We start from the raw sequence: 20,080 nt of genomic DNA on the forward strand, positions 1-20,080 counted from the left end.
CGTACGTGTGCCCGCCACCGGCAGCGGAAATCCGCGCCCGGCGGCGGTGCGGGCTTGAGGAAGGCGCTGTCCGGTCCGGGCCCGCACCCCCGTGGCGCGCCCGGACCGGCTTCTGCCGTGCTCGTGCCGCGATCTTGGTACCTCAAGTCGGCTTGAGGTCAAGGGTGTCGGGCCTCACACCCGCAGCTCCGGCGGGAAGCCCGTCCACCGCAGGTCCTCCGGCAGGTGGCCCATGTCGTTGTGGATCAGTACCGTCGCCGGGCGGTCCGGGGCGTAGCGGATGACCGTCAGGGACGCGTTGCCCTGGTTCATGCCCATCCAGCGCCAGGCCGGGGCGTCGTGCGCGGCGCGCACCAGCCAGGCCACGAGGAAGTTGTGGGTGACCACGAGTTCGTGGCGCGGCTCGGTGCCCTCCACCGGGCCCGTGAACTCCGCCAGCGCCTCGCGGGCCAGGGCCGGGCCCCGCCGCAGCTCCTCCTCCGGGAAGCCGGCGAGACGGCCCAGCAGGATGTCCGCGAACTGCGGTGGCAGCTCGTCCCGGCGCGGTACGTACGGGATGTAGTCGCCCGCCGTCTCCGTGCTCCGCAGCGGGACGCCGGCGAGCCGTGCGGCGATCAGTTCGGTCGTCTGCCGGGCGCGGGGCAGGGAGCTGTGGTGGATCACGGAGAGCGGGGCGGAGGCGAGGCGCTCGCCGAGGTGTTCCGCCTGGCGGCGGCCCGCCTCGGTCAGGGCGCTCTGGTCCGGCACGGCCTCGCCGTGCCGGACCAGGTAGAGGTAGCGCGCGGCCATGGCGGTCATGACGGTCATGGGGCCTCCTTGCGGCGAAGTCCGTGATCGACTGTTGCGTGATCGACTGTTGTCGGCGGGGACGCCGGGACCTCTGATCCGGGTTCCGGCGGTCCGAGTTGACTCTCCAGCGACGGGAGACACCACGGTGGCGGGCATGGACGACGACACCACCCTCTACTCCATCGGGGAACTGGCCCGGCTGACCGGTCTGACGGTCAAGACCATCCGGTTCTGGTCCGACACGGGGGTCGTGCCGCCGACCGACCGCACACCCGCGGGCTACCGGCTCTACGGACCGGACGCCCTGGCCCGGCTGGGCCTCGTCCGCACGCTGCGCGAACTCGGCGTCGGGCTCTCCGCCGTCCGGCGCGTGCTGGGGCGGGAGGTCTCCGTGGCCCGGATCGCGGCCGTGCACGCCGAGGCCCTGGACCGGCAGATCCGCACCCTGCGGATGCACCGGGCCGTGCTGCGAGCCGTGGCCGTACGCGGGTCGACACCCGAGGAGATGGAACTCATGCACAAGCTCGTCAACCTTTCCGAGCGGGAACGCCGCCGTCTGATCGACGACTTCATCGACCACGCCTTCGAGGGCGTCGACGTCGGCCCGGACTTCCTGGCCATGCTGCGCGACGCGATGCCCGTCCTGCCGGACGACCCCGCGCCCGAGCAGGTCGACGCCTGGATCGAGCTGGCCGGGCTCGTCCAGGACGACGGTTTCCGCGCCGCCCTGCGCAGGGCGGCGGCCGACCAGGTGCGGGCCCGTGACGAGGCCGGGGAGCTGGACCCGCACGCGGGATGGCAGCTCGCCGAGCTGATCCGGACGCGTACGGCAGCGGCCCGGGAGGCCGGGACCGAGCCGGACTCGCCCGCCGCGCGGCCGGTCGTCGACGAGCTGACGCGGGCCTACGCGGAGCTCGCAGGCCGGGCGGACGGGCCCGCGTTCCGGGCCTGGCTGCTGGAGCGGCTGGAGATCGGTGACGAGTCGGGCTACGAGCGGTACTGGCAGCTCGTCTCCGCGATCAACGGCTGGCCCGAGCCGCGGATGGGCCCCGCCGTGAAGTGGCTGATCGCCGGTCTGCGGGCGTACGACGCGTAAACCAGCAGTTCCCCCGCCTCCGCTCCGAGCACTGGCGTATCGTCAGGTGCTCGTCAGACCAGGGGTGGAGGCGGAGGGGGCGGTTCGGGCGTGCACCCGGCGAGGGAACGCGTCGCGGCGGTGTTCGGGCGGAGTCAGGGCAGCGGTTACCTCCTGACGCCGGACCTGATCCTGACCGCCGCGCATGTGGTCGCGGACTGCGACGCCCCCACGGTCGTCGTACCCGGCGGCGTCGGCAGGGTGCGCTGCCGGGTGGTGTGGGCACGGGACGACCGGCGGCGCTGCGACGTGGCGCTGCTGGCGGCCGAGCGCGACGTCGTGACGGAACAGGCGCTCCCGGACTTCGAGCCGCTGGTCTGGGGGCGCTCGTACGATCTGCGCGTCTGGCCGGGAGCGCAGGCCATCGGCTATCCGCAGGTTCAGCGGGACGGGGCGGACGGCCTCGACACCGAGCAGATCGTGGGCACGCTGAAGCCCGGCAGCAACCTCCTCAGCGGGCGGTACGCCCTCGACAGCGACCACGGAGCGCCCGCGCCGCCCGGCGACGGCGGCTCGCCCTGGGCGGGGATGTCGGGGGCCGCCGTCTTCGTGGACGGGGCGCTCGCCGGGGTCGTCTGCGCCGACCCCGCCGGCTGGCGGCACGGACGGCTGACGGTGACGCCGTCCGAGACGCTCTGGCAGGACTTCCGCTTCCTCCAGGAGTGCCTGATCGCCGGGCACAAGCCCACCTCGCGCTCGCTCGCCTCGCCCCGGCAGCTGGAGACCGAGGCGTTCGAGCGCCGGCTGCGGGACTACATCGTCGGCAAGTCCGGCGAGCTGACCATCATCGGGCTGACGCTGGGCGACGGGGAGGCGGAGACCTGGCCGCTCGACGCGGCGTATCTCAGCCTGGAGCTGACCGGCGCCTCCCGTGACGCCGAGGGCGGCCCCCTGCCCTCCCCGCGGCGGGCCGAGGAGGCACTGGCCGGGCACAAACGGGTGCTGCTGCGCGGCGCCGCCGGGTCCGGGAAGACGACGCTGCTGCAGTGGCTGGCCACGATCACCGCACGCGGCGACCTGCCGCCCGGCCTGGGCCACTTGAGCGGCTGCGTACCGCTGACCCTGCCCCTGCGCACCCTCATACGAAAGGGTGAACTGCCCCGCCCGGAGGACTTCCTGGCCGCCGTGGCCGCGCCGCTCGCGGGGCTGCCCGCGGCGCGCGGCTGGGTGACCCGGCGGCTGGCCGAGGGCACGGCGCTGCTGCTGATCGACGGCGTGGACGAGGTCCCCGAGGCGGACCGGCGCCGCACCCTGGCCTGGGTGAAGGACCTACTGGCCGCCTACCCCGAGGCCCACTACGTGATCACGACCCGCCCCTCGGCGGTCCGCGAGGGCTGGCTCGCGGACGCCGGCTTCGCGGAGCTGGAACTGCTCCCGATGAGCCGCGCCGACGTCCTGGCCTTCATCGAGCGGTGGCACAACGCGGCAGGCCAGCGCGAGGACGAGCGGTTACGGGCGTTCGGCGAGTCGCTGAGCGCCGCCGTGGTCGCCAAACGGGACCTCGGCCGGCTGGCCACCAACCCGCTGATGTGCGCGATGATCTGCGCCCTCAACCGCTCCCGGCGCGGCCATCTGCCGCACGGCCGCATGGAGCTCTACCGCGCCGCCCTGGACCTGCTGCTGATCCGGCGGGACCGCGAGCGCGAGATCACGGTCGGCCTGGAGGGCCCGGAACTGGAGCAGGCGCAGACCGCGCTCCTCCAGAAGATCGCCTATTGGCTGATCAGGAACGGCCGTTCGGAGATCGAGTGGCACAAGGCGGTGGAGATCCTCGAACGCGCCCTGCCCGCGATGCCGGCCGTGGCGGCGCGCGGCAGCGCGGAGGAGATCCTGCGCCACCTGGTCGTCCGCAGCGGTGTGCTGCGGCAACCGACCAGCGGGACGCTGGACTTCATCCACCGCACGTTCCAGGACTACCTGGGCGCCCGGGCCGCCGTCGACGACTGGGACTTCGACCTGCTCGTCAACCACGCCCACGACGACCAGTGGGAGGACGTCCTGCGCATGGCGGTCGGCCACGCACCGCCGCGCGCCCGGGCGGAGCTGCTGGCGATGCTGCTGGAGCGGGGCGACAAGGAGGAGCTCCACCGGCACCGGCTCCATCTGCTGGCCGCGGCCTGCCTGGAGCAGGCGCCGGAGATCGCCCCGGACGTACGGGCCCGGGTCGAGCACGCGGCGGCGGAACTCGTCCCGCCGCGCGACGTGCAGGCCGCGCGGGCGCTCGCCGGGGCGGGCAGCGCCGTCCTGGATCTGCTGCCGGGGCCCGAGGGCCTGCCGGACGAGGTGGCGCACGCGGTGGTCGTGACGGCCACGATGCTCGGCGACGACCGGGCCATCCCCCTGCTGGCCCGCTACGCCACCCACCCGTCACTGCGGGTGCGGGCCCAGCTGGCGTGGGCCTGGGACCGGTTCGACACGGACCACTACGCGGACGCGGTGATCGGGCGACTGGCGTACGAGGACGCGGGGGAGGGGGAGCTCGAATTCGTGGTGAAGTCGGACGACCACGTCGACGCGCTCCTACGGCTGGGCGGCAGGCCGCGGGTACGGGTCGGCGGGGAGGTGAGCGACAGGTGGAGCGTGGCGGAGCGGCTTCTCGGACGCTGGCGTGTCACCCCGCCGCGACGTCCAGCCACACCCGCCGCAGCTCCTCCGCCACCCCCAGCGACGTGATCGGCGCGTTCCCCAGTTCGCGCGCCGCCAGGCCATGGAGGTACGCCCCCACCGAGGCGGCGTCGCGGGCGCTCAGCCCGGCCGCGAGCAGGGAGCCGGTCAGGCCGGACAGGACGTCCCCGCTGCCGGCGGTGGCCAGCCACGGCGTGCCCGTCGGGTTGACCCGCACGGCGTGGGCGCCGTCGGCGACGAGCGTGGTCGAGCCCTTGAGCAGGGCCGTCACCCCGAAGCGGTCCGCCAGCGCCCGTACCGACGACAGGCGGGACGCCTCGACCTCCTCCCGGGACAGGCCGAGCAGCGCCGCCGCCTCTCCCGCGTGCGGGGTCAGCAGGGTCGGGGCCTGGCGCGCGCGTACGGCCTGGGGGTCGAGCAGCCGCAGGCCGTCGGCGTCCACGAGGACCGGCACGTCGGACGTCAGGACGTCCACCAGGGCCTGGCGCGCCTCGGCGCCGTCCCCGAGGCCCGGGCCGATCACCCAGGCCTGCACCCGCCCGGCCTTCGCCGGCGGGCCCGTCGTCACCAGCGTCTCCGGGAAGCGGGCGATCACGGCGTCGGTGGCCGGGCCCGCGTAGCGCACGGCGCCCGCGCCGCCGCCGAGCGCGCCCGCCACGGCGAGCACGGCCGCTCCCGGGTAGCGGGCCGATCCGGCCACGATTCCCACGACGCCGCGGCGGTATTTGTCGCTCTCCGCCTCGGGGCGGGGGAGCAGACCGGCCACGTCCGCGTGCTGGAGGGCCTCGGCGTCCGGCTCGGCCGGCAGCCATGGTCCCAGGCCGATGTCGACCGGGCGCAGCGCGCCCGCGTGCTCGCGGGCGGGGTCGATGAGCAGGCCCGGCTTGTACGTGCCGAAGGTGACGGTCGCGTCGGCGCGTACCGCCGCGCCCGGGACCTCGCCGGTGTCGGCGTCGACGCCGCTCGGGAGGTCGACGGCGACGATCAGGGCACCCTCGGCCGCCGCGACGAGCTCCTGGGCGGGCTCCCGTAGGGCGCCCTTGCCGCCGATGCCGACGATGCCGTCGACGACGAGGTCGGCGCGGCGGACGGCCCGTACGCCGGCTTCTCCGTCGGCCGCGACCGCGCGGCCGCCTGCGCCGCGGAGCGCTCGCAGGCCGCCGGGGTGGGCGCGGTCGGGGGTGAGCAGCACGGCCGTCACCCCGGCGCCGCGGCGGGCCAGGCGGGCGCCGGCGTAGAGGGCGTCGCCGCCGTTGTCGCCGCTGCCGACGAGCAGGGCGACGCGGGCGCCGTAGACGCGGCGGCCCAGGAGGTCGGCGCAGGCGGCCGCCAGGCCCGCGGCGGCGCGCTGCATCAGCGCGCCGTCCGGGAGCGTTGCCATGAGGGCGCGCTCGGCGGCCCGTACGGTCTCTACGTTGTAGGCGGTCCTCATAGGGGCCAGCCTGCCGCAGTACTGCCCTGTGCGACACCGGGCGGAGGCGGGTTCGGCACCGCCGGTCACGTCGGCAGTGGCCGGTCGCCGCCACGGCGGGAATCCTTTCCCCGATCCCTCCCCCAGCTACCGCTGGGAGGTGCCCCCACTTCCCGGAACTGGGGGCTCCGCCCCCAGCCCCCCCGGGTCCGGGGCGGAGCCCCGGGAAACGGTGAAAGGGCGGGGCAGGGGGCTCCTCCGGCCCCGGCCTGAGAGACTGGCTGCGATGACTGAGACACCGATGCGCGCCCGAGCCGTGGTCGACCTGGCCGCCCTGCGGGCCAACGTACGCGCTCTGCGCGCCCGCGCCCCCCGGGCGCAGCTGATGGCCGTCGTCAAGGCGAACGCCTACGGCCACGGCGCGGTGCCCTGCGCCAGGGCCGCCCGTCAGGCCGGAGCCGAGTGGGTCGGCACGGCCACGCCGCACGAGGCGCTCGCCCTGCGCGCCGCCGGTGACACCGGCCGGCTGATGTGCTGGCTGTGGACGCCCGGCGATCCGTGGCGGGAGGCCCTGGAGGCCGACATCGACGTCTCCGTCAGCGGCCTGTGGGCGCTGGAGGAGGTCACCGCCGCCGCCCGCGCGACCGGCCGTGTCGCCCGTGTCCAGCTGAAGATCGACACCGGTCTCGGCCGCAACGGCTGCCAGCCCGGCGACTGGGAGCGGCTCGTCGCCGCCGCGCGCGACGCCGAGACGGCCGGGCTGATCAAGGCCACCGGCATCTGGTCGCACTTCGCCTGCGCCGACGAGCCGGGCCACCCCTCCATCCGGGCCCAGCTGAACGTCTTCAAGGACGCCATCGCCTACGCGGAGGCCCAGGGCCTGACCCCCGAGGTCCGGCACATCGCCAACTCCCCGGCCACCCTCACCCTCCCCGAGGCCCACTTCGACCTCGTCCGCACCGGCGTGGCGATGTACGGGATATCCCCGAGCCCCGAGCTGGGCACCCCCGAGGAGCTGGGGATCCGGCCGGTGATGACCCTCTCCGCGTCCCTCGCCTCGGTGAAGCGGGTGCCGGGCGGGCACGGGGTCTCGTACGGCCATCTGTACACCACCCCCGGTGAGACGACCCTCGCGCTCGTCCCCGTCGGCTACGCGGACGGCATCCCGCGCGCGGCCTCCGGCACCGGCCCGGTGCTGGTGGGCGGCAAGTGGCGCACGGTGGCCGGGCGGGTCGCGATGGACCAGTTCGTGGTCGACCTGGGCGGCGACAGCGCGGCCCCCGGCGACGAGGCGGTGCTTTTCGGCCCCGGCGACGACGGCGAGCCGACCGCCGAGGACTGGGCGCGGGCGACCGGAACCATCGCCTATGAAGTCGTCACGCGCATCTCCGCGCGTGTGCCGCGCGTCTATGTCGGAGACAACGACGTCGAGGACACGTTCGAGGACACGGGGGCCTGACATGAGCGAGGGCGGCGGCGACAGTACGGGCACGGTGGCGGCGGGGGCCGTGGAGGTCCTGGGCGGCGCCGCCTGGCGGCGGGGAGCGGGCATCGCGGGCGCGGCCGTCGGGGTCGTCGCCGCCGGGGCCGCGGTCGGGGTCGCCGTGGAACGGCTCACCGTCGGGCGTGGCATGCGCCGCAAGGCACGCCTCGCCCTCGACTCGGCCGGCCCGTACGGGACGCTGCGCGGCACCCCGGGCACGGCCCTCGCCGAGGACGGCACCGAGCTCCACTACGAGGTGGACGAGCCCGAGGCCCCCGCTTCCGGTAAGGGCAAGGGCTTCTTCGGGCGCCGCCCGGAACCGCCGCTCACCGTCGTCTTCAGCCACGGCTACTGCCTCAGCCAGGACTCCTGGCACTTCCAGCGCGCCGCCCTGCGCGCCGCCGGTGTGCGCGCCGTCTTCTGGGACCAGCGCAGCCACGGCCGCTCCGCGCGCGGCAAGGGCCAGCGCGAGGCGGGCGAGCCGGTCAGCATCGACCTCCTCGGCCGCGATCTGAAGGCCGTCGTCGACGCCGCCGCCCCCGAGGGGCCGCTGGTGCTGGTGGGGCACTCGATGGGTGGCATGACCACGATGGCCCTCGCCGCCCAGTACCCGGAGCTGATCGCCGGGCGCGTGGTCGCCGCCGCGTTCGTCGGCACGTCCTCGGGCCGGATGGGCGAGGTGACGTACGGCCTGCCGCCGATGGGGATGAACGTGCTGCGGCGGACGGTCCTGCCGGGCGCGTTCAGGCTGATGCTGACCCAGACCGATCTGGTGGAGAAGGGTCGGCGGGCGGCCGCCGAGCTCATCGGCGGGATCATCAAGCGCTATTCGTTCGGGGCGCGGGACGTCGACCCCGCGGTGGCGCGGTTCGCCGAGCGGCTGATCGAGGCGACGCCGGTGGACGTGGTCGCCGAGTTCTATCCGGCCTTCGCGGAGCACGAGAAGGCGGCGGCGCTGGCGGCGTTCGAGGGGCGGCCGGTGCTGGTCCTGGCGGGCGAGAAGGACATGGTCACGCCGAGCGACCACAGCCGGGCCATCGGGGAGGCGCTGCCGGAGGCGGAGCTGGTGATCGTGCCGGGGGCGGGGCATCTGGTGATGCTCGAGGTTCCGGACCTGGTGTCCGGGCACCTCGCGCGGTTGGTGGGCAGTCGTTCCGCAGGGCGGAACGGGTGGGCACCAACCGCCCACCGGGCGGCACCCGAATAGCTTTCCGGGCACCCCGCACCGGGGCTGAGGTACGGGGTGGCCGACGCCGTCGTTCGGCGTTGTGCCCACCCGTTCCGCCCTAGGCGGAACGATTGCCCACAACGCGGGCGTTACCATCGGCGGATATGAACGCCCCGCACACTCCATCCGCCGCCACCGCGGCGACGCTCACGGTCAAGTCCGCCGAAGACATGCGGGAGTTGGGCCGCAGACTCGCCACGCTGCTGCGGCCCGGTGATCTCGTGCTGCTCTCCGGGGAGCTGGGCGCCGGCAAGACGACGCTGACGCGGGGGCTCGGCGAGGGGCTCGGCGTGCGCGGTGCCGTCACGTCCCCGACCTTCGTCATCGCCCGGGTCCACCCGCCGCTGGGCGACGGCCCGGCCCTCGTCCACGTCGACGCCTACCGGCTGTCCGGCGGGCTGGACGAGATGGAGGACCTGGACCTCGACGTCTCGCTGCCCGAGTCGGTGATCGTCGTGGAGTGGGGCGACGGCAAGGTCGAGGAGCTGTCCGAGGACCGCCTGCGGGTCGTGATCGAGCGCGCGGTGGGTGCGGACGCCCCGGCCGGGGGCGACGAGGACGCCGATGACGTACGCAGCGTGACCGTCAGCGGCATCGGTGCCCGCTGGGCGGGCGTGGATCTCGCGCCTCTGGGGTAGCGGACGGAGCTCGTTCCGACAGGCCGTCGGCAAGATGTTGCGCGCGCGATGCCGGGCGTGGTCACATGGAGGGCAGGAGGGTCGGTTAGGTCTGCCTAAGTAGAAGGTGGGCCGTGGCGCCTCCGACCGGCCCGAGCCGCCCCAGGAGGCATGCATGTCGGCCCACGAGCCCGAGCCCACTCCCACCGCCGCCACCGGGACGAACGAGCAGCGCCCCCTGTCGGTGCGCGACCTCCTGGCGGCCTGTGCCGCCGCCGACGCCGTCTCCACGCCCCCGAGGGCGCCGGAGCCCGCCACGGGGGACGTGGACGTGGACGACGAAGGCGGCGCCGCGCGCGACGCCGCCTGAAAGAGCCAGGAGCCGAAGAGCTCGAAGAGCTACGGGACGACGACGACCGGCGTGTTGTTCACCGCGAACTCCCACATCGCCCGCCCGTCGGCCGGCTGCTCGCGGATGCCGCCCGTCTTCTTCGTCGAGTCCGGGTTGGGCGAGGAGCCGTCCACGGCCGCGCTGAAGCCGAAGACGACCCCGGCCGCGTCCCGGTGGAAGCGCACCACGTGCTCGATGGGGACGCCGTCCGAGCCGGTGACCGTGGGCGTGCGCGAGGTGACCACGTAGCTGCCCGGAGGCGGGCTCACGGTGCTGGGCGCGACCTCGAACGTACGGGTGGCCTTGCCGTCCGAGCCGACCAGCCACACCCGCTTCTGCGCGAGCCCGTAGACGACGCGCAGACCGGTGCCGGAGTTCTCCGGGACCGCGTTCGGCGCCTTGCCCTGCTCCTGCCCGCCGGCGCCGGCGGCCTTGTCCTTGCCCTGCTCGCCGTCCTTCGCCTTGCCTGCGGCCTGGCCCGAGGCGTGCGCGGCGGGGTGGTCGGGCGCGGCCTCCGCCTGGAAGGCGAGGAAACCGACCCCGGCCAGGGCCGCCGCCGTGAGCGTGGCCACGATGATCCCCGAGCTGCTACGTGCCACGCTGCGCACCTTTCGTCCCGCGTGCTGCTAGTACCGCTGTGCTGCCGTGTGCTGTCGCCGCTGCCCCGCCGCCGTCCCGGCGCTGCCGTGCCGGCCTGTGCGGGCCCGCCGTATCGCGGCTTCGTACGGCCATGCGGCTGACCGTAGCACCCGCTCGCGCCCCCGCCGCGCCCCCGGCCAGGGGCCCATGCGCGCGCCGCCCGCCCCTCGGTGCGCCGTAGGCTTGTCACGTGCTGCTGCTCGCTCTGGATACCGCCACCCCCGCTGTCACCGTCGCCCTCCACGACGGCGAGTCCGTCGTCGCCGAGTCGACCCAGGTGGACGCCCGCCGGCACGGGGAGCTGCTGCTGCCCGCCGTCGACCGGGTCCTCCGTGAGGCGGGCACCAAGCTCGACGCCGTCACCGGGATCGTCGTGGGCGTGGGCCCCGGCCCGTACACCGGTCTGCGCGTCGGCATCGTCACGGCCGCCACCTTCGGCGCCACCTTGTCCGTTCCCGTCCACGGCCTGTGCACGCTGGACGGCATCGCGTACGCGGCCGGGCAGCAGGGGCTCACGGGCGAGTTCGTCGTGGCGACGGACGCCCGCCGCAAGGAGGTCTACTGGGCGCGCTACGCGGACGCCCGGACCCGGATCACCGAGCCCGCCGTGGACCGCCCCGCCGAGCTCACCGAGCGCCTGGCGGGCCTGACCGCCGTCGGCGCGGGCGCGGTGCTCTACCGGGACGCCTTCTCGGACGTGCGCGAGGAGCTGCCGCAGCACCAGTCGGCGGCCGCGCTGGCGGCGCTGGCCGCCGAGAAGCTCCGCACGGGCGGGGAGTTCCTGCCGGACCAGCCGCTGTACCTGCGCCGCCCCGACGCCCAGGTGCCGGCCAACTACAAGGTGGTCACCCCGCAGTGACCGGGCCGGCAGAAGCGGCCGCCGCCGCAGCAGCAGCCACCGTCCGCGTCCGTGAGATGCGCTGGTGGGACATCGCTCCCGTGCTGGAGCTGGAGCGTGCGCTGTTCCCGCACGACGCCTGGTCCAAGGGCCTGTTCTGGTCGGAGCTCGCCCACGCGCGCGGGGCGAACGCCAACCGCCGCTACGTCGTCGCGGAGGTCCTGGACGAGGCCGGGGCGGTCAGGGTCGTCGGCTACGCGGGCCTCGCCGCCGTCGACGGCACCGGCGACGTCCAGACCATCGCCGTGGCCAAGGAGTACTGGAGCACGGGCCTCGGCGCCCGCCTGCTGACCGAGCTCCTCACCACCGCGAACGCCTTCGAGTGCCGTGAGGTGCTGCTCGAGGTGCGCGTCGACAACACCCGCGCCCAGCGCCTCTACGAACGCTTCGGCTTCGAGCCCGTGGGCGTGCGCCGCGGCTACTACCAGCCCGGCAACATCGACGCGCTCGTGATGCGCCTCTCCGATCCCCTGTCCGCAGTGCAAGGAATGTCCCATGGCTCGCAAGACTGACGAACCCCTCGTCCTCGGCATCGAGACCTCGTGCGACGAGACCGGCGTCGGTATCGTCCGCGGCCACACGCTGCTCGCCGACGCGGTCGCGTCCAGCGTCGACGAGCACGCCCGCTTCGGCGGCGTCGTCCCCGAGGTCGCCAGCAGGGCCCACCTGGAGGCCATGGTCCCGACCATCCAGCGCGCGCTGAAGGAGGCGGGCGTGAGCGCGAAGGACCTCGACGGCATCGCGGTCACCGCCGGCCCCGGCCTCGCGGGCGCCCTGCTCGTCGGCGTCTCCGCGGCGAAGGCGTACGCCTACGCGCTGGGCAAGCCCCTCTACGGCGTCAACCACCTCGCCTCGCACATCTGCGTGGACCAGCTGGAGCACGGCGCCCTGCCCGAGCCCACGATGGCCCTGCTGGTCAGCGGTGGCCACTCGTCCCTGCTGCTGGCGCCCGACATCACCTCGGACGTCCGCCCGCTCGGCTCGACGATCGACGACGCGGCGGGCGAGGCCTTCGACAAGATCGCCCGGGTGCTGAACCTCGGCTTCCCCGGCGGCCCGGTCATCGACCGTTACGCCCGCGAGGGCGACCCCGACGCCATCCGCTTCCCCCGCGGCCTGACCGGCCCCCGCGACCCCATATACGACTTCTCCTTCTCCGGCCTGAAGACCGCGGTCGCCCGCTGGATCGAGGCCAAGCGCGCGGCCGGCGAGCACGTGCCGGTCGCGGACGTCGCGGCCTCCTTCCAGGAGGCGGTCGTCGACGTCCTGACCCGCAAGGCCGTCCGCGCCTGCAAGGACCACGGCGTGGACCACCTGATGATCGGCGGCGGCGTCGCCGCCAACACCCGCCTGCGCGCCATGGCCGCGCGCCGCTGCGAGGACGCGGGCATCACCCTGCGCGTGCCGCGCCCGAAGCTGTGCACCGACAACGGCGCGATGGTGGCGGCGCTGGGCGCCGAGATGGTCGCCCGGGGCCGCGCGGCCTCGTCGTGGGACCTGTCGGCGGACTCGTCGCTGCCGGTGACGGAGACGCACGTGCCGGGTGCTCATGGGGACGACCATGAGCACGGTCACGGTCATGACCACGGCCACGCGCACGACCACGACCACGTGCACGAGCTGAGCAAGCAGAACCTCTACGAGTGAGGGTCCGCCGGTCCGGGTCACGCCCGGGCCGGCCGCCCCAGCAGCATGGCCGGCGCGCCCGCCACCCGCGTCAGCACGATGACGCACGAGTGGGGGCCGGAGAGCTTGAGCTTCTTGCGCAGCTCCTCCGGCTCCACCGCCGAGCCCCGCTTCTTGATGACGGCGACCCCGATGCCGCGCTCCCGCACGATCGCCTTGAGCTTCTTCAGGTTGAACGGCAGCACGTCCGTGATCTCGTACGCGGCCGCGTAGGCGGAATCCCGCAGCCCGTCGCTCGTCACATACGCGATCGTCTCGTCGATCAGCCCGCCGTCCTCCAGCTCCGCCGCGGCCTCCGCCACCAGGTGGGCGCGGATGACCGCGCCGTCGGGTTCGTAGAGGTAGCGGCCCACGGGCCGGACGGCCGGGTCCGGCAGACCCCGGCCCACCAGGGACGCGCCGCCCGGCAGCAGGGTCGCCCGCCGCGCGGCGGGGTCCGTGCCGAACCACAGCACGGCCTCCTTCACATCGCCGCCGTCCGAGATCCACTCGGCCTCCGCGTCCTCGGGGACCGCCTCGTGGGGCACCCCCGGGGCGATCTTCAGGGCCGCGTGCGGGGCCGTACGGGCCGCCTCGATCGCCCAGGACAGCGGGGGCGAGTACGCCTCCGGGTCGAAGATCCGGCCCCGGCCGCCGCGCCGCGCGGGGTCGACGAAGACGGCGTCGTACGAGGACGTGTCGACCTCCGCGACATCGGCGCAGCGCACCTCGATCAGCTCGGACAGGCCCAGCGCGGCCGCGTTGGCGCGGGCGACCTCGCAGGTCAGCGGGTCGCGGTCGACGGCCAGCACCTCGATGCCGGCGCGGGCCAGCGCGATCGCGTCGCCGCCGATGCCACAGCACAGATCAGCGAGGCGGCGCACGCCGAGTGCGGAGAAACGCTGTGCCCGGTAGACGGCCACACTCGACCGCGTGGCCTGCTCGACGCCGTTCGGGGTGAAGAACATGCGGTACGCGTCCTCGGCGCCGAACTTGGCGACCGCGCGCTGCCGCAGCCGGGCCTGTCCGAGGGCCGCCGACACCAGCTCGGCGGGGTGGTCGCGGCGCAGCCGGGTCGCCGTGGCGAGCTCCTGGGCGGGGTCGAAGTCGCGCAGCTCGTCGAGGAGGGCGCGGCCCTCGTCGGTCAGGAGGGCGACGAAGGCATCGGTGGCGGGGGCGTTCGGTGCGGGCACGTGTCTCATTCTCCCGCCACCTCTCGTGGCGCGGGCAGCCGGAGGAGGGTGAGGGGGCCCGTGCGGTACTCGAACGAGTGAACAAGAATCGTGTATGTGAGCCCGTCTGTTTCCGGCCGAATACGCGCCGCCGCCCTCGCCTCCGCCGCACTGCTGCTGACCGGCGTCCTCGCCGGATGCTCCGGCTCCTCCTCCGGCGGCCCGGAGAAGCCGCACAGGGCGGCCGGGACGCCCGCCGCGCCCTCCTCCGCCCCCGCCTCCCCGGCGGCCCCCGACGCGTACCGCCGCTGGGGCCTGGACAAGCCGCTGGCCGCGCCCCCGGCCCCGCCCGCGAAGAAGCTCACCGACGGGTTCAAGCCGGGCGCGACGCCGCAGGTGATCCGGCGCGTGCCCACCCGGGACAAGGTCGTCTTCGTGACCTTCGACGACGGGGCCGAGAAGGACCCGGAGTTCCTGAGGATGGCGGCGGACCTCAAGGTGCCGTTCACGATGTTCCTGACGGACGACATCGCCCGCGCGGGCGCGGGCTACGGCTACTTCGAGAAGCTCCGGGCCCTCGGCAACGGCATCGACAACCACACCCTCTCCCACCCCAATCTGCGCACCCTCTCCGCCGAGGCGCAGAAGCGCGAGATCTGCGGGCAGCAGGACGCCCTGGCGAAGCGGCTCGGCGGCCGCCCGGCCCTCTTCCGCCCGCCCTACGGCAACTACAACGACGCCACGCTCACCGCCGCGGCCGGCTGCGGGGTGCGCGCGGTCGTGCTGTGGGAGGCGACGATGCAGATCAACGACATGCGCTACGCGGAGGGCGGCGGGCTCCGGCCCGGCGACATCGTCCTGGCCCACTTCCGCGGGCCCCAGGAGCTCAAGGGCACCACGATGACCAGGATGGTGACCAACATGCTGCGCAGCATCCAGGCGCAGGGCTTCACGGTGGCCCGCCTGGAGGACTATCTGTGAGGACTCGGAGGGCTCAGGAGTACGCCCCCGCCCACGGGGTAGATCAAAGCTCGCCGCACGCCGAATTGGCACTCCGCTTGACCGAGTGCTAACCGCGTCATAGTCTCGGCTCCGTTGGCACTCTCCACCGGTGAGTGCCAAACACAGCGACGGGCAGGTTCCGGCACCCGCGACGACGGGCCTCCTGGTCGCCACCTCAGACAGTTAACCCCGTGAGATCTCCGAAGGGGGAGGTCGGATCGTGACGACCGCCAGCTCCAAGGTTGCCATCAAGCCGCTCGAGGACCGCATCGTGGTCCAGCCGCTCGACGCCGAGCAGACCACGGCCTCCGGCCTGGTCATTCCGGACACCGCCAAGGAGAAGCCCCAGGAGGGCGCTGTCCTGGCCGTGGGCCCGGGCCGCTTCGAGAACGGCGAGCGCCTGCCGCTCGACGTGAAGGTCGGCGACGTCGTGCTCTACAGCAAGTACGGCGGCACCGAGGTGAAGTACAACGGTGACGAGTACCTCGTCCTCTCGGCTCGCGACGTGCTCGCGATCATCGAGAAGTAGTTCACCCGAGGCTCAGTGAGCCTTCGAAGCTTGAACAGCTTGTGAACAGCGCCCCTGGTTCCCGTGCCTGCACAGCCGGGCGCCGGGGGCGCGGTTCGTTTTGAGACCCGGCGAAGGATACGTACCCCATGGCCAAGACCCTGAAGTTCGACGAGGACGCCCGTCGCGCCCTTGAGCGCGGCGTCAACAAGCTTGCCGACACCGTGAAGGTGACGATCGGCCCCAAGGGCCGCAACGTCGTCATCGACAAGAAGTTCGGCGCCCCCACCATCACCAACGACGGTGTCACCATCGCCCGCGAGGTCGAGCTCGACGACGCGTACGAGAACCTGGGCGCCCAGCTCGTCAAGGAGGTGGCGACCAAGACCAACGACATCGCGGGTGACGGCACCACCACCGCCACCGTGCTGGCCCAGGCGCTGGTCCGCGAGGGTCTGCGCAACGTCGCCGCCGGCGCCTCCCCGGCCTCCCTGAAGAAGGGCATCGACGCCGCCGTCAAGGCCGTCTCCGAGGAGCTCCTGGCCACCGCCCGTCCGATCGAGGACAAGGCCGACATCGCCGCCGTCGCCGCGCTGTCCGCGCAGGACAAGCAGGTCGGCGAGCTGATCGCCGAGGCCATGGACAAGGTCGGCAAGGACGGTGTCATCACCGTCGAGGAGTCCAACACCTTCGGCCTGGAGCTCGACTTCACCGAGGGCATGGCCTTCGACAAGGGTTACCTCTCGCCGTACATGGTCACCGACCAGGAGCGTATGGAGGCCGTCCTCGACGACCCGTACATCCTGATCCACCAGGGCAAGATCTCCTCCATCCAGGACCTCCTCCCGCTGCTGGAGAAGATCATCCAGGCGGGTGGCTCCAAGCCGCTGCTGATCATCGCCGAGGACGTCGAGGGCGAGGCCCTGTCGACCCTGGTCGTCAACAAGATCCGTGGCACCTTCAACGCCGTGGCCGTCAAGGCCCCGGGCTTCGGCGACCGCCGCAAGGCGATGCTGGGCGACATGGCCACCCTCACCGGTGCCACCGTCATCGCCGAGGAGGTCGGCCTCAAGCTCGACCAGGCCGGTCTGGACGTGCTGGGCACCGCCCGCCGCGTGACCATCACCAAGGACGACACCACCATCGTCGACGGTGGCGGCAACGCCGGTGACGTCCAGGGCCGCGTCGCCCAGATCAAGGCCGAGATCGAGTCCACCGACTCGGACTGGGACCGCGAGAAGCTCCAGGAGCGCCTCGCCAAGCTCGCCGGTGGCGTCTGCGTCATCCGTGTGGGCGCGGCCACCGAGGTCGAGCTCAAGGAGCGCAAGCACCGTCTGGAGGACGCCATCTCCGCGACCCGCGCCGCGGTCGAGGAGGGCATCGTCTCCGGTGGTGGCTCCGCTCTGGTCCACGCCGTCAAGGTCCTCGAGGGCAACCTGGGCAAGGACGGCGACGAGGCCACCGGTGTCTCCGTCGTCCGCCGCGCCGCCGTCGAGCCGCTGCGCTGGATCGCCGAGAACGCCGGCCTCGAGGGCTACGTCATCACCTCCAAGGTGGCGGAGCTCGAGGCGGGCCAGGGCTTCAACGCCGCGACCGGCGAGTACGGCGACCTGGTGAAGGCCGGCGTCATCGACCCGGTCAAGGTCACCCGCTCCGCCCTGGAGAACGCCGCGTCCATCGCCTCCCTGCTGCTCACGACCGAGACCCTGGTCGTCGAGAAGAAGGAAGAGGAGCCCGCCGAGGCCGGTCACGGTCACGGCCACGCCCACTGACACAACCCTTCGCCCGTTCGGGTGATACGGCCGGGGCCCGGCTTCCCTCGTGGGGAGGCCGGGCCCCGGTCCGTTTCCGTCGGGTACGGCGTCGTCGGGTACGGCGCCGTCAGTTGGGCCCGTAGCGGCGGCCCGTCGTCGCGCCGGCACGCGAGACCGCGCGGCGGGGGGCCAGCTTCAGCAGACCGGTCAGCGCCTTGTAGCGCGGGTCGGGGATGGACAGCGCCTTGCCGCGGGCGAGGTCCTTCAGCGCCGCGTCGACCAGCTTGTCGGCGTCCAGCCACATCCAGCCGGGCACGTTGTCCGTGCCCATGCCGGCCCGCTGGTGGAACTCCGTCCGGACGAAGCCGGGGCAGAGCGCCATCATCCGCACCCCGCTGCCCGCCAGATCCCGCGCGGCGCCCTGGGTGAACTGCACCACCCACGCCTTGCTCGCCCCGTATGTCCCCCGGGGGACGAACGCGGCGACCGAGGCCACGTTGACCACACCGCCGCGTCTGCGCTCCCGCATGCCGGCCGCCGCGGCCGAGGTCAGCCGCAGCACCGCCTCGCAGTGCACCTTGAGCATCGTCAGCTCGTCGGCCATCGCGACCTCGAGGTAACGGCCCTTGTTGCCGAAGCCCGCGTTGTTGACCAGCAGGTCGACCGGGTTCTTGCGATCAGAGAGCCGGGCCTCGACCGCCGCGATGTCCTCCTCCCGCGACAGGTCGGCGCGGAGCACCTCCACCTCCACGCGGTGGCGGTCATGGAGCTCCGTCGCCTGTTCGCTCAGCCGCTTCTCGTCGCGGGCCACGATGACCAGATTGTGTCCGTCGGCCGCCAGCCGCCGGGCGAAGGCCGCGCCGATGCCCGCGGTGGCTCCCGTGATCAGTGCAGTCGTCATACGGGAACGTTAGTGCTCGGCACACCCTCCCGGCTGCCCTCTCCTGCCTCCGGCCGCGTCTTCGGACGCCCGGTGGCGCGATTCTGACGCTCTCTGTACGCCAGGGCTTTCTCCAGCAGCTCGGGGTGGAGCGCGTCGCCCGCCGCGAGGAGACCGGCCCGCAGCGGCTGATCGGTCGTCAGCGCGCGGAAGGCGTAGGAGACGGTCACCTCGTGCGCGGGGCGGTGGACGACGGTGATGGGGTCGCCCGCGCGGATCTCACCGGGTTGGATGACACGCAGATACGCCCCGGGCGCGGCTTCCTGGGTGAAGCGGCGGATCCAGCCCGACTCGCCCAGCCAGTCGGCGAAGACCCGGCAGGGGATGCGCGGAGAGGTGACCTCCAGCAGCAGATCCGTACCTATGCGCCAACGCTCTCCGATGCGCGCGCCGTTGACGTCGACCCCGAGGGTGGTGAGGTTCTCCCCGAAGGCGCCGTGGGGCAGCGGGCGGCCCAGCGCCCGCTCCCAGTCGTCGAGGTCCTCCCGGGCGAAGGCGTAGACCGCCTGGTCGTTCCCGCCGTGGTGGCGCAGGGAGACCACCGCGTCGCCCGCGAGGCCGCTGCCCGCGGTGCCCTTCGGGCCGGGGGCGGCCACGGCGACCGGGCCGGGGACGGGGCGCTTGTCGATGCCGCTCGCCAGCCCGTCGGCGAAGGCGCCCTCGTGGCCCGGGCGATCGCCCGAGGTCCGGGCCCGGCCGACGTTGAGGGAGAGCAGACGCATGGGGGAAGCCGTGGCGCGATCCATGGATCAAGCCTAAGAGGCACACGCTCAAAGCGGCGAGTGAATATTTCACGCCAACCCCAAGGTGGCCTTATGCTCGGTTCTATGATCGAGGCACGTCATCTGAGGGTGCTGCGCGCGGTGGCCGCCACCGGTTCGTTCTCGGCCGCGGCCCGGGAGCTCGGCTGCACCCAGCCCGCCGTCAGTCAGCAGATGAAGGCCCTGGAGCAGTCCGCGCGCACGCCGCTGCTGGTCCGTACGGGCCGGGAGATGCGGCTGACCGAGGCGGGCGAGGCCCTGGTGCGCCACGCCACGGGAATCCTGGCCGGGCTGACCGCCGCCGAGGAGGAGATCGCCGCCATCGCCGGGCTGCGCGCCGGCCGGGTGCGGCTGGTGTCCTTCCCCAGTGGCAGCTCCACGCTCGTGCCGAGCGCGCTCGCGGAGATGCGCGCCGCCCACCCGGGCACCCAGATCTCCCTCGTCGAGGCGGAGCCGCCGCGCTCGGTGGAGATGCTGCGCGAGGGCGACTGCGAGATCGCGCTCGCCTTCCGCTACCCCGAGGTGCGCGGCGCGGACCCGGCGGCCGGCGCGGAGTGGGACGACCTGGTCGTCCGGCCGCTGCTGACCGACCGCCTCATCGGTGTGGTGCCCGAGGGGCACCGGCTGGCCGGGGCGGAGCGGATCGGGATCGCCGAGCTGGAGGACGAGCCGTGGATCGCGGGCTGCCCGCGCTGCCGGCGGCATCTGGTGGAGGTGTGCGAGAGCGCGGGCTTCACCCCGCGCATCGACTTCGCGACGGACGACTACCCGGCGGTCTTCGGCCTGGTCGGGGCGGGGCTCGGGGTCGCGGTCATGCCCGAGCTGGCGCTGGAGTCGGTACGGCCCAAGGGGGCGCGGACGGTGCCGGTGGAGCCGGTCGTGCAACGGGAGATCGTCGCCCTCACCCTCCCGGACCTGGCCAGGGTGCCGGCGGTCGGGGCCATGCTGAACCGCCTCGCGGCGGCCGCGACCCGCTGAGCGCCGGCACCGGGCGCCTGCCGCGAGGGCACGGCCCGAAGCGGGGCGACGGGTGTACGGGCGCGGTCCCGTCCGTGGGCGCGG

The 20,080-nt window shown here is 73.7% G+C and carries 19 protein-coding genes; 13 read left to right on the plus strand and 6 right to left on the minus strand.

What is annotated here, in order from left to right; translation table 11 throughout:
- Positions 1-174: 174 nt before the first annotated feature.
- The gene (locus tag ACFYZR_RS15105) at positions 175-798 is read right to left on the minus strand and encodes a histidine phosphatase family protein (RefSeq protein ID WP_391910690.1); all 624 of its coding nucleotides are present in this window, start codon (positions 796-798) and stop codon (positions 175-177) included.
- A 145-nt stretch (positions 799-943) separates the two neighbouring features.
- Between ACFYZR_RS15105 and ACFYZR_RS15110 the strand changes: the two genes are divergently transcribed.
- Positions 944-1,885, plus strand: a complete 942-nt coding sequence (locus tag ACFYZR_RS15110) for a MerR family transcriptional regulator (protein WP_391910145.1) — start codon at positions 944-946, stop codon at positions 1,883-1,885.
- Positions 1,886-1,975: 90 nt separating this feature from the next.
- Positions 1,976-4,597 carry an NACHT domain-containing protein gene (locus ACFYZR_RS15115; protein WP_391910147.1) on the plus strand — a complete coding sequence of 874 codons (2,622 nt, stop codon included), beginning with the start codon at positions 1,976-1,978 and terminating at the stop codon, positions 4,595-4,597.
- On the opposite strand, the gene ACFYZR_RS15120 is transcribed toward ACFYZR_RS15115, so the two are convergent.
- On the minus strand, positions 4,536-5,981 hold the full coding sequence (locus ACFYZR_RS15120) for an NAD(P)H-hydrate dehydratase (protein ID WP_391910149.1): 1,446 nt from the start codon (positions 5,979-5,981) through the stop codon (positions 4,536-4,538). The two genes, ACFYZR_RS15115 and ACFYZR_RS15120, sit on opposite strands and share 62 nt — an antisense overlap.
- 265 nt (positions 5,982-6,246) lie before the next feature.
- Here ACFYZR_RS15120 and alr point away from each other — a divergent pair, with 265 nt between their 5' ends.
- The 4 genes from alr (at position 6,247) to ACFYZR_RS15140 (ending at position 9,658) form a co-directional block, all read left to right on the plus strand.
- Positions 6,247-7,419 carry an alanine racemase gene (gene alr / locus ACFYZR_RS15125; protein WP_391910151.1) on the plus strand — a complete coding sequence of 391 codons (1,173 nt, stop codon included), beginning with the start codon at positions 6,247-6,249 and terminating at the stop codon, positions 7,417-7,419.
- A gap of 1 nt (position 7,420) precedes the next feature.
- Positions 7,421-8,650, plus strand: a complete 1,230-nt coding sequence (locus tag ACFYZR_RS15130; RefSeq protein WP_391910153.1) for an alpha/beta fold hydrolase — start codon at positions 7,421-7,423, stop codon at positions 8,648-8,650.
- A 125-nt stretch (positions 8,651-8,775) separates the two neighbouring features.
- The gene (tsaE, locus tag ACFYZR_RS15135; RefSeq protein ID WP_391910155.1) at positions 8,776-9,309 is read left to right on the plus strand and encodes a tRNA (adenosine(37)-N6)-threonylcarbamoyltransferase complex ATPase subunit type 1 TsaE; all 534 of its coding nucleotides are present in this window, start codon (positions 8,776-8,778) and stop codon (positions 9,307-9,309) included.
- A 154-nt stretch (positions 9,310-9,463) separates the two neighbouring features.
- Entirely contained in the window at positions 9,464-9,658 is a 195-nt protein-coding gene (locus tag ACFYZR_RS15140) for a hypothetical protein (RefSeq protein ID WP_391910157.1), read from the plus strand.
- Between the two features lie 29 nt (positions 9,659-9,687).
- Here ACFYZR_RS15140 and ACFYZR_RS15145 read toward each other — a convergent pair whose 3' ends face one another.
- Positions 9,688-10,278, minus strand: coding sequence for a hypothetical protein (locus tag ACFYZR_RS15145; protein ID WP_391910159.1), 591 nt, complete (start codon positions 10,276-10,278; stop codon positions 9,688-9,690).
- Between the two features lie 230 nt (positions 10,279-10,508).
- Here ACFYZR_RS15145 and tsaB point away from each other — a divergent pair, with 230 nt between their 5' ends.
- Genes tsaB through tsaD form a run of 3 tightly spaced genes read left to right on the plus strand, consistent with a single transcriptional unit; the run spans position 10,509 to position 12,863 of the window.
- Positions 10,509-11,177 (plus strand): tRNA (adenosine(37)-N6)-threonylcarbamoyltransferase complex dimerization subunit type 1 TsaB, encoded by a 669-nt coding sequence (gene tsaB / locus ACFYZR_RS15150; RefSeq protein WP_391910161.1) that lies wholly within the window; start codon positions 10,509-10,511, stop codon positions 11,175-11,177.
- 56 nt (positions 11,178-11,233) lie between these two features.
- On the plus strand, positions 11,234-11,728 hold the full coding sequence (gene rimI / locus ACFYZR_RS15155; protein WP_391910692.1) for a ribosomal protein S18-alanine N-acetyltransferase: 495 nt from the start codon (positions 11,234-11,236) through the stop codon (positions 11,726-11,728).
- Positions 11,712-12,863, plus strand: coding sequence for a tRNA (adenosine(37)-N6)-threonylcarbamoyltransferase complex transferase subunit TsaD (tsaD, locus tag ACFYZR_RS15160; RefSeq protein WP_391910163.1), 1,152 nt, complete (start codon positions 11,712-11,714; stop codon positions 12,861-12,863). Before rimI ends, tsaD begins: the two co-directional genes overlap by 17 nt.
- 17 nt (positions 12,864-12,880) lie before the next feature.
- Here tsaD and ACFYZR_RS15165 read toward each other — a convergent pair whose 3' ends face one another.
- The gene (locus ACFYZR_RS15165; protein ID WP_391910165.1) at positions 12,881-14,083 is read right to left on the minus strand and encodes a methyltransferase domain-containing protein; all 1,203 of its coding nucleotides are present in this window, start codon (positions 14,081-14,083) and stop codon (positions 12,881-12,883) included.
- 87 nt (positions 14,084-14,170) lie between these two features.
- Here ACFYZR_RS15165 and ACFYZR_RS15170 point away from each other — a divergent pair, with 87 nt between their 5' ends.
- The 3 genes from ACFYZR_RS15170 to groL all read left to right on the plus strand — a co-directional run bounded on the left by ACFYZR_RS15170 (position 14,171) and on the right by groL (position 17,335).
- Positions 14,171-15,034 carry a polysaccharide deacetylase family protein gene (locus tag ACFYZR_RS15170; RefSeq protein WP_391910167.1) on the plus strand — a complete coding sequence of 288 codons (864 nt, stop codon included), beginning with the start codon at positions 14,171-14,173 and terminating at the stop codon, positions 15,032-15,034.
- A 241-nt stretch (positions 15,035-15,275) separates the two neighbouring features.
- On the plus strand, positions 15,276-15,584 hold the full coding sequence (gene groES, locus ACFYZR_RS15175) for a co-chaperone GroES (RefSeq protein WP_004955293.1): 309 nt from the start codon (positions 15,276-15,278) through the stop codon (positions 15,582-15,584).
- Positions 15,585-15,712: 128 nt separating this feature from the next.
- Positions 15,713-17,335 (plus strand): chaperonin GroEL, encoded by a 1,623-nt coding sequence (gene groL / locus ACFYZR_RS15180; protein ID WP_391910169.1) that lies wholly within the window; start codon positions 15,713-15,715, stop codon positions 17,333-17,335.
- Between the two features lie 109 nt (positions 17,336-17,444).
- Here groL and ACFYZR_RS15185 read toward each other — a convergent pair whose 3' ends face one another.
- Positions 17,445-18,218 carry an SDR family NAD(P)-dependent oxidoreductase gene (locus ACFYZR_RS15185; RefSeq protein WP_391910171.1) on the minus strand — a complete coding sequence of 258 codons (774 nt, stop codon included), beginning with the start codon at positions 18,216-18,218 and terminating at the stop codon, positions 17,445-17,447.
- On the minus strand, positions 18,215-18,979 hold the full coding sequence (locus ACFYZR_RS15190; RefSeq protein ID WP_391910694.1) for an MOSC domain-containing protein: 765 nt from the start codon (positions 18,977-18,979) through the stop codon (positions 18,215-18,217). The genes ACFYZR_RS15185 and ACFYZR_RS15190 overlap by 4 nt, the downstream gene beginning before the upstream one ends.
- A 105-nt stretch (positions 18,980-19,084) precedes the next feature.
- On the opposite strand from ACFYZR_RS15190, the gene ACFYZR_RS15195 reads away from it, so the two are divergent.
- On the plus strand, positions 19,085-19,996 hold the full coding sequence (locus ACFYZR_RS15195) for a LysR family transcriptional regulator (protein ID WP_391910173.1): 912 nt from the start codon (positions 19,085-19,087) through the stop codon (positions 19,994-19,996).
- Positions 19,997-20,080 lie beyond the last annotated feature (84 nt).

Origin of the sequence: Streptomyces sp. NPDC001678 (assembly GCF_042892945.1) — a bacterium.
Lineage (GTDB): Bacteria > Actinomycetota > Actinomycetes > Streptomycetales > Streptomycetaceae > Streptomyces.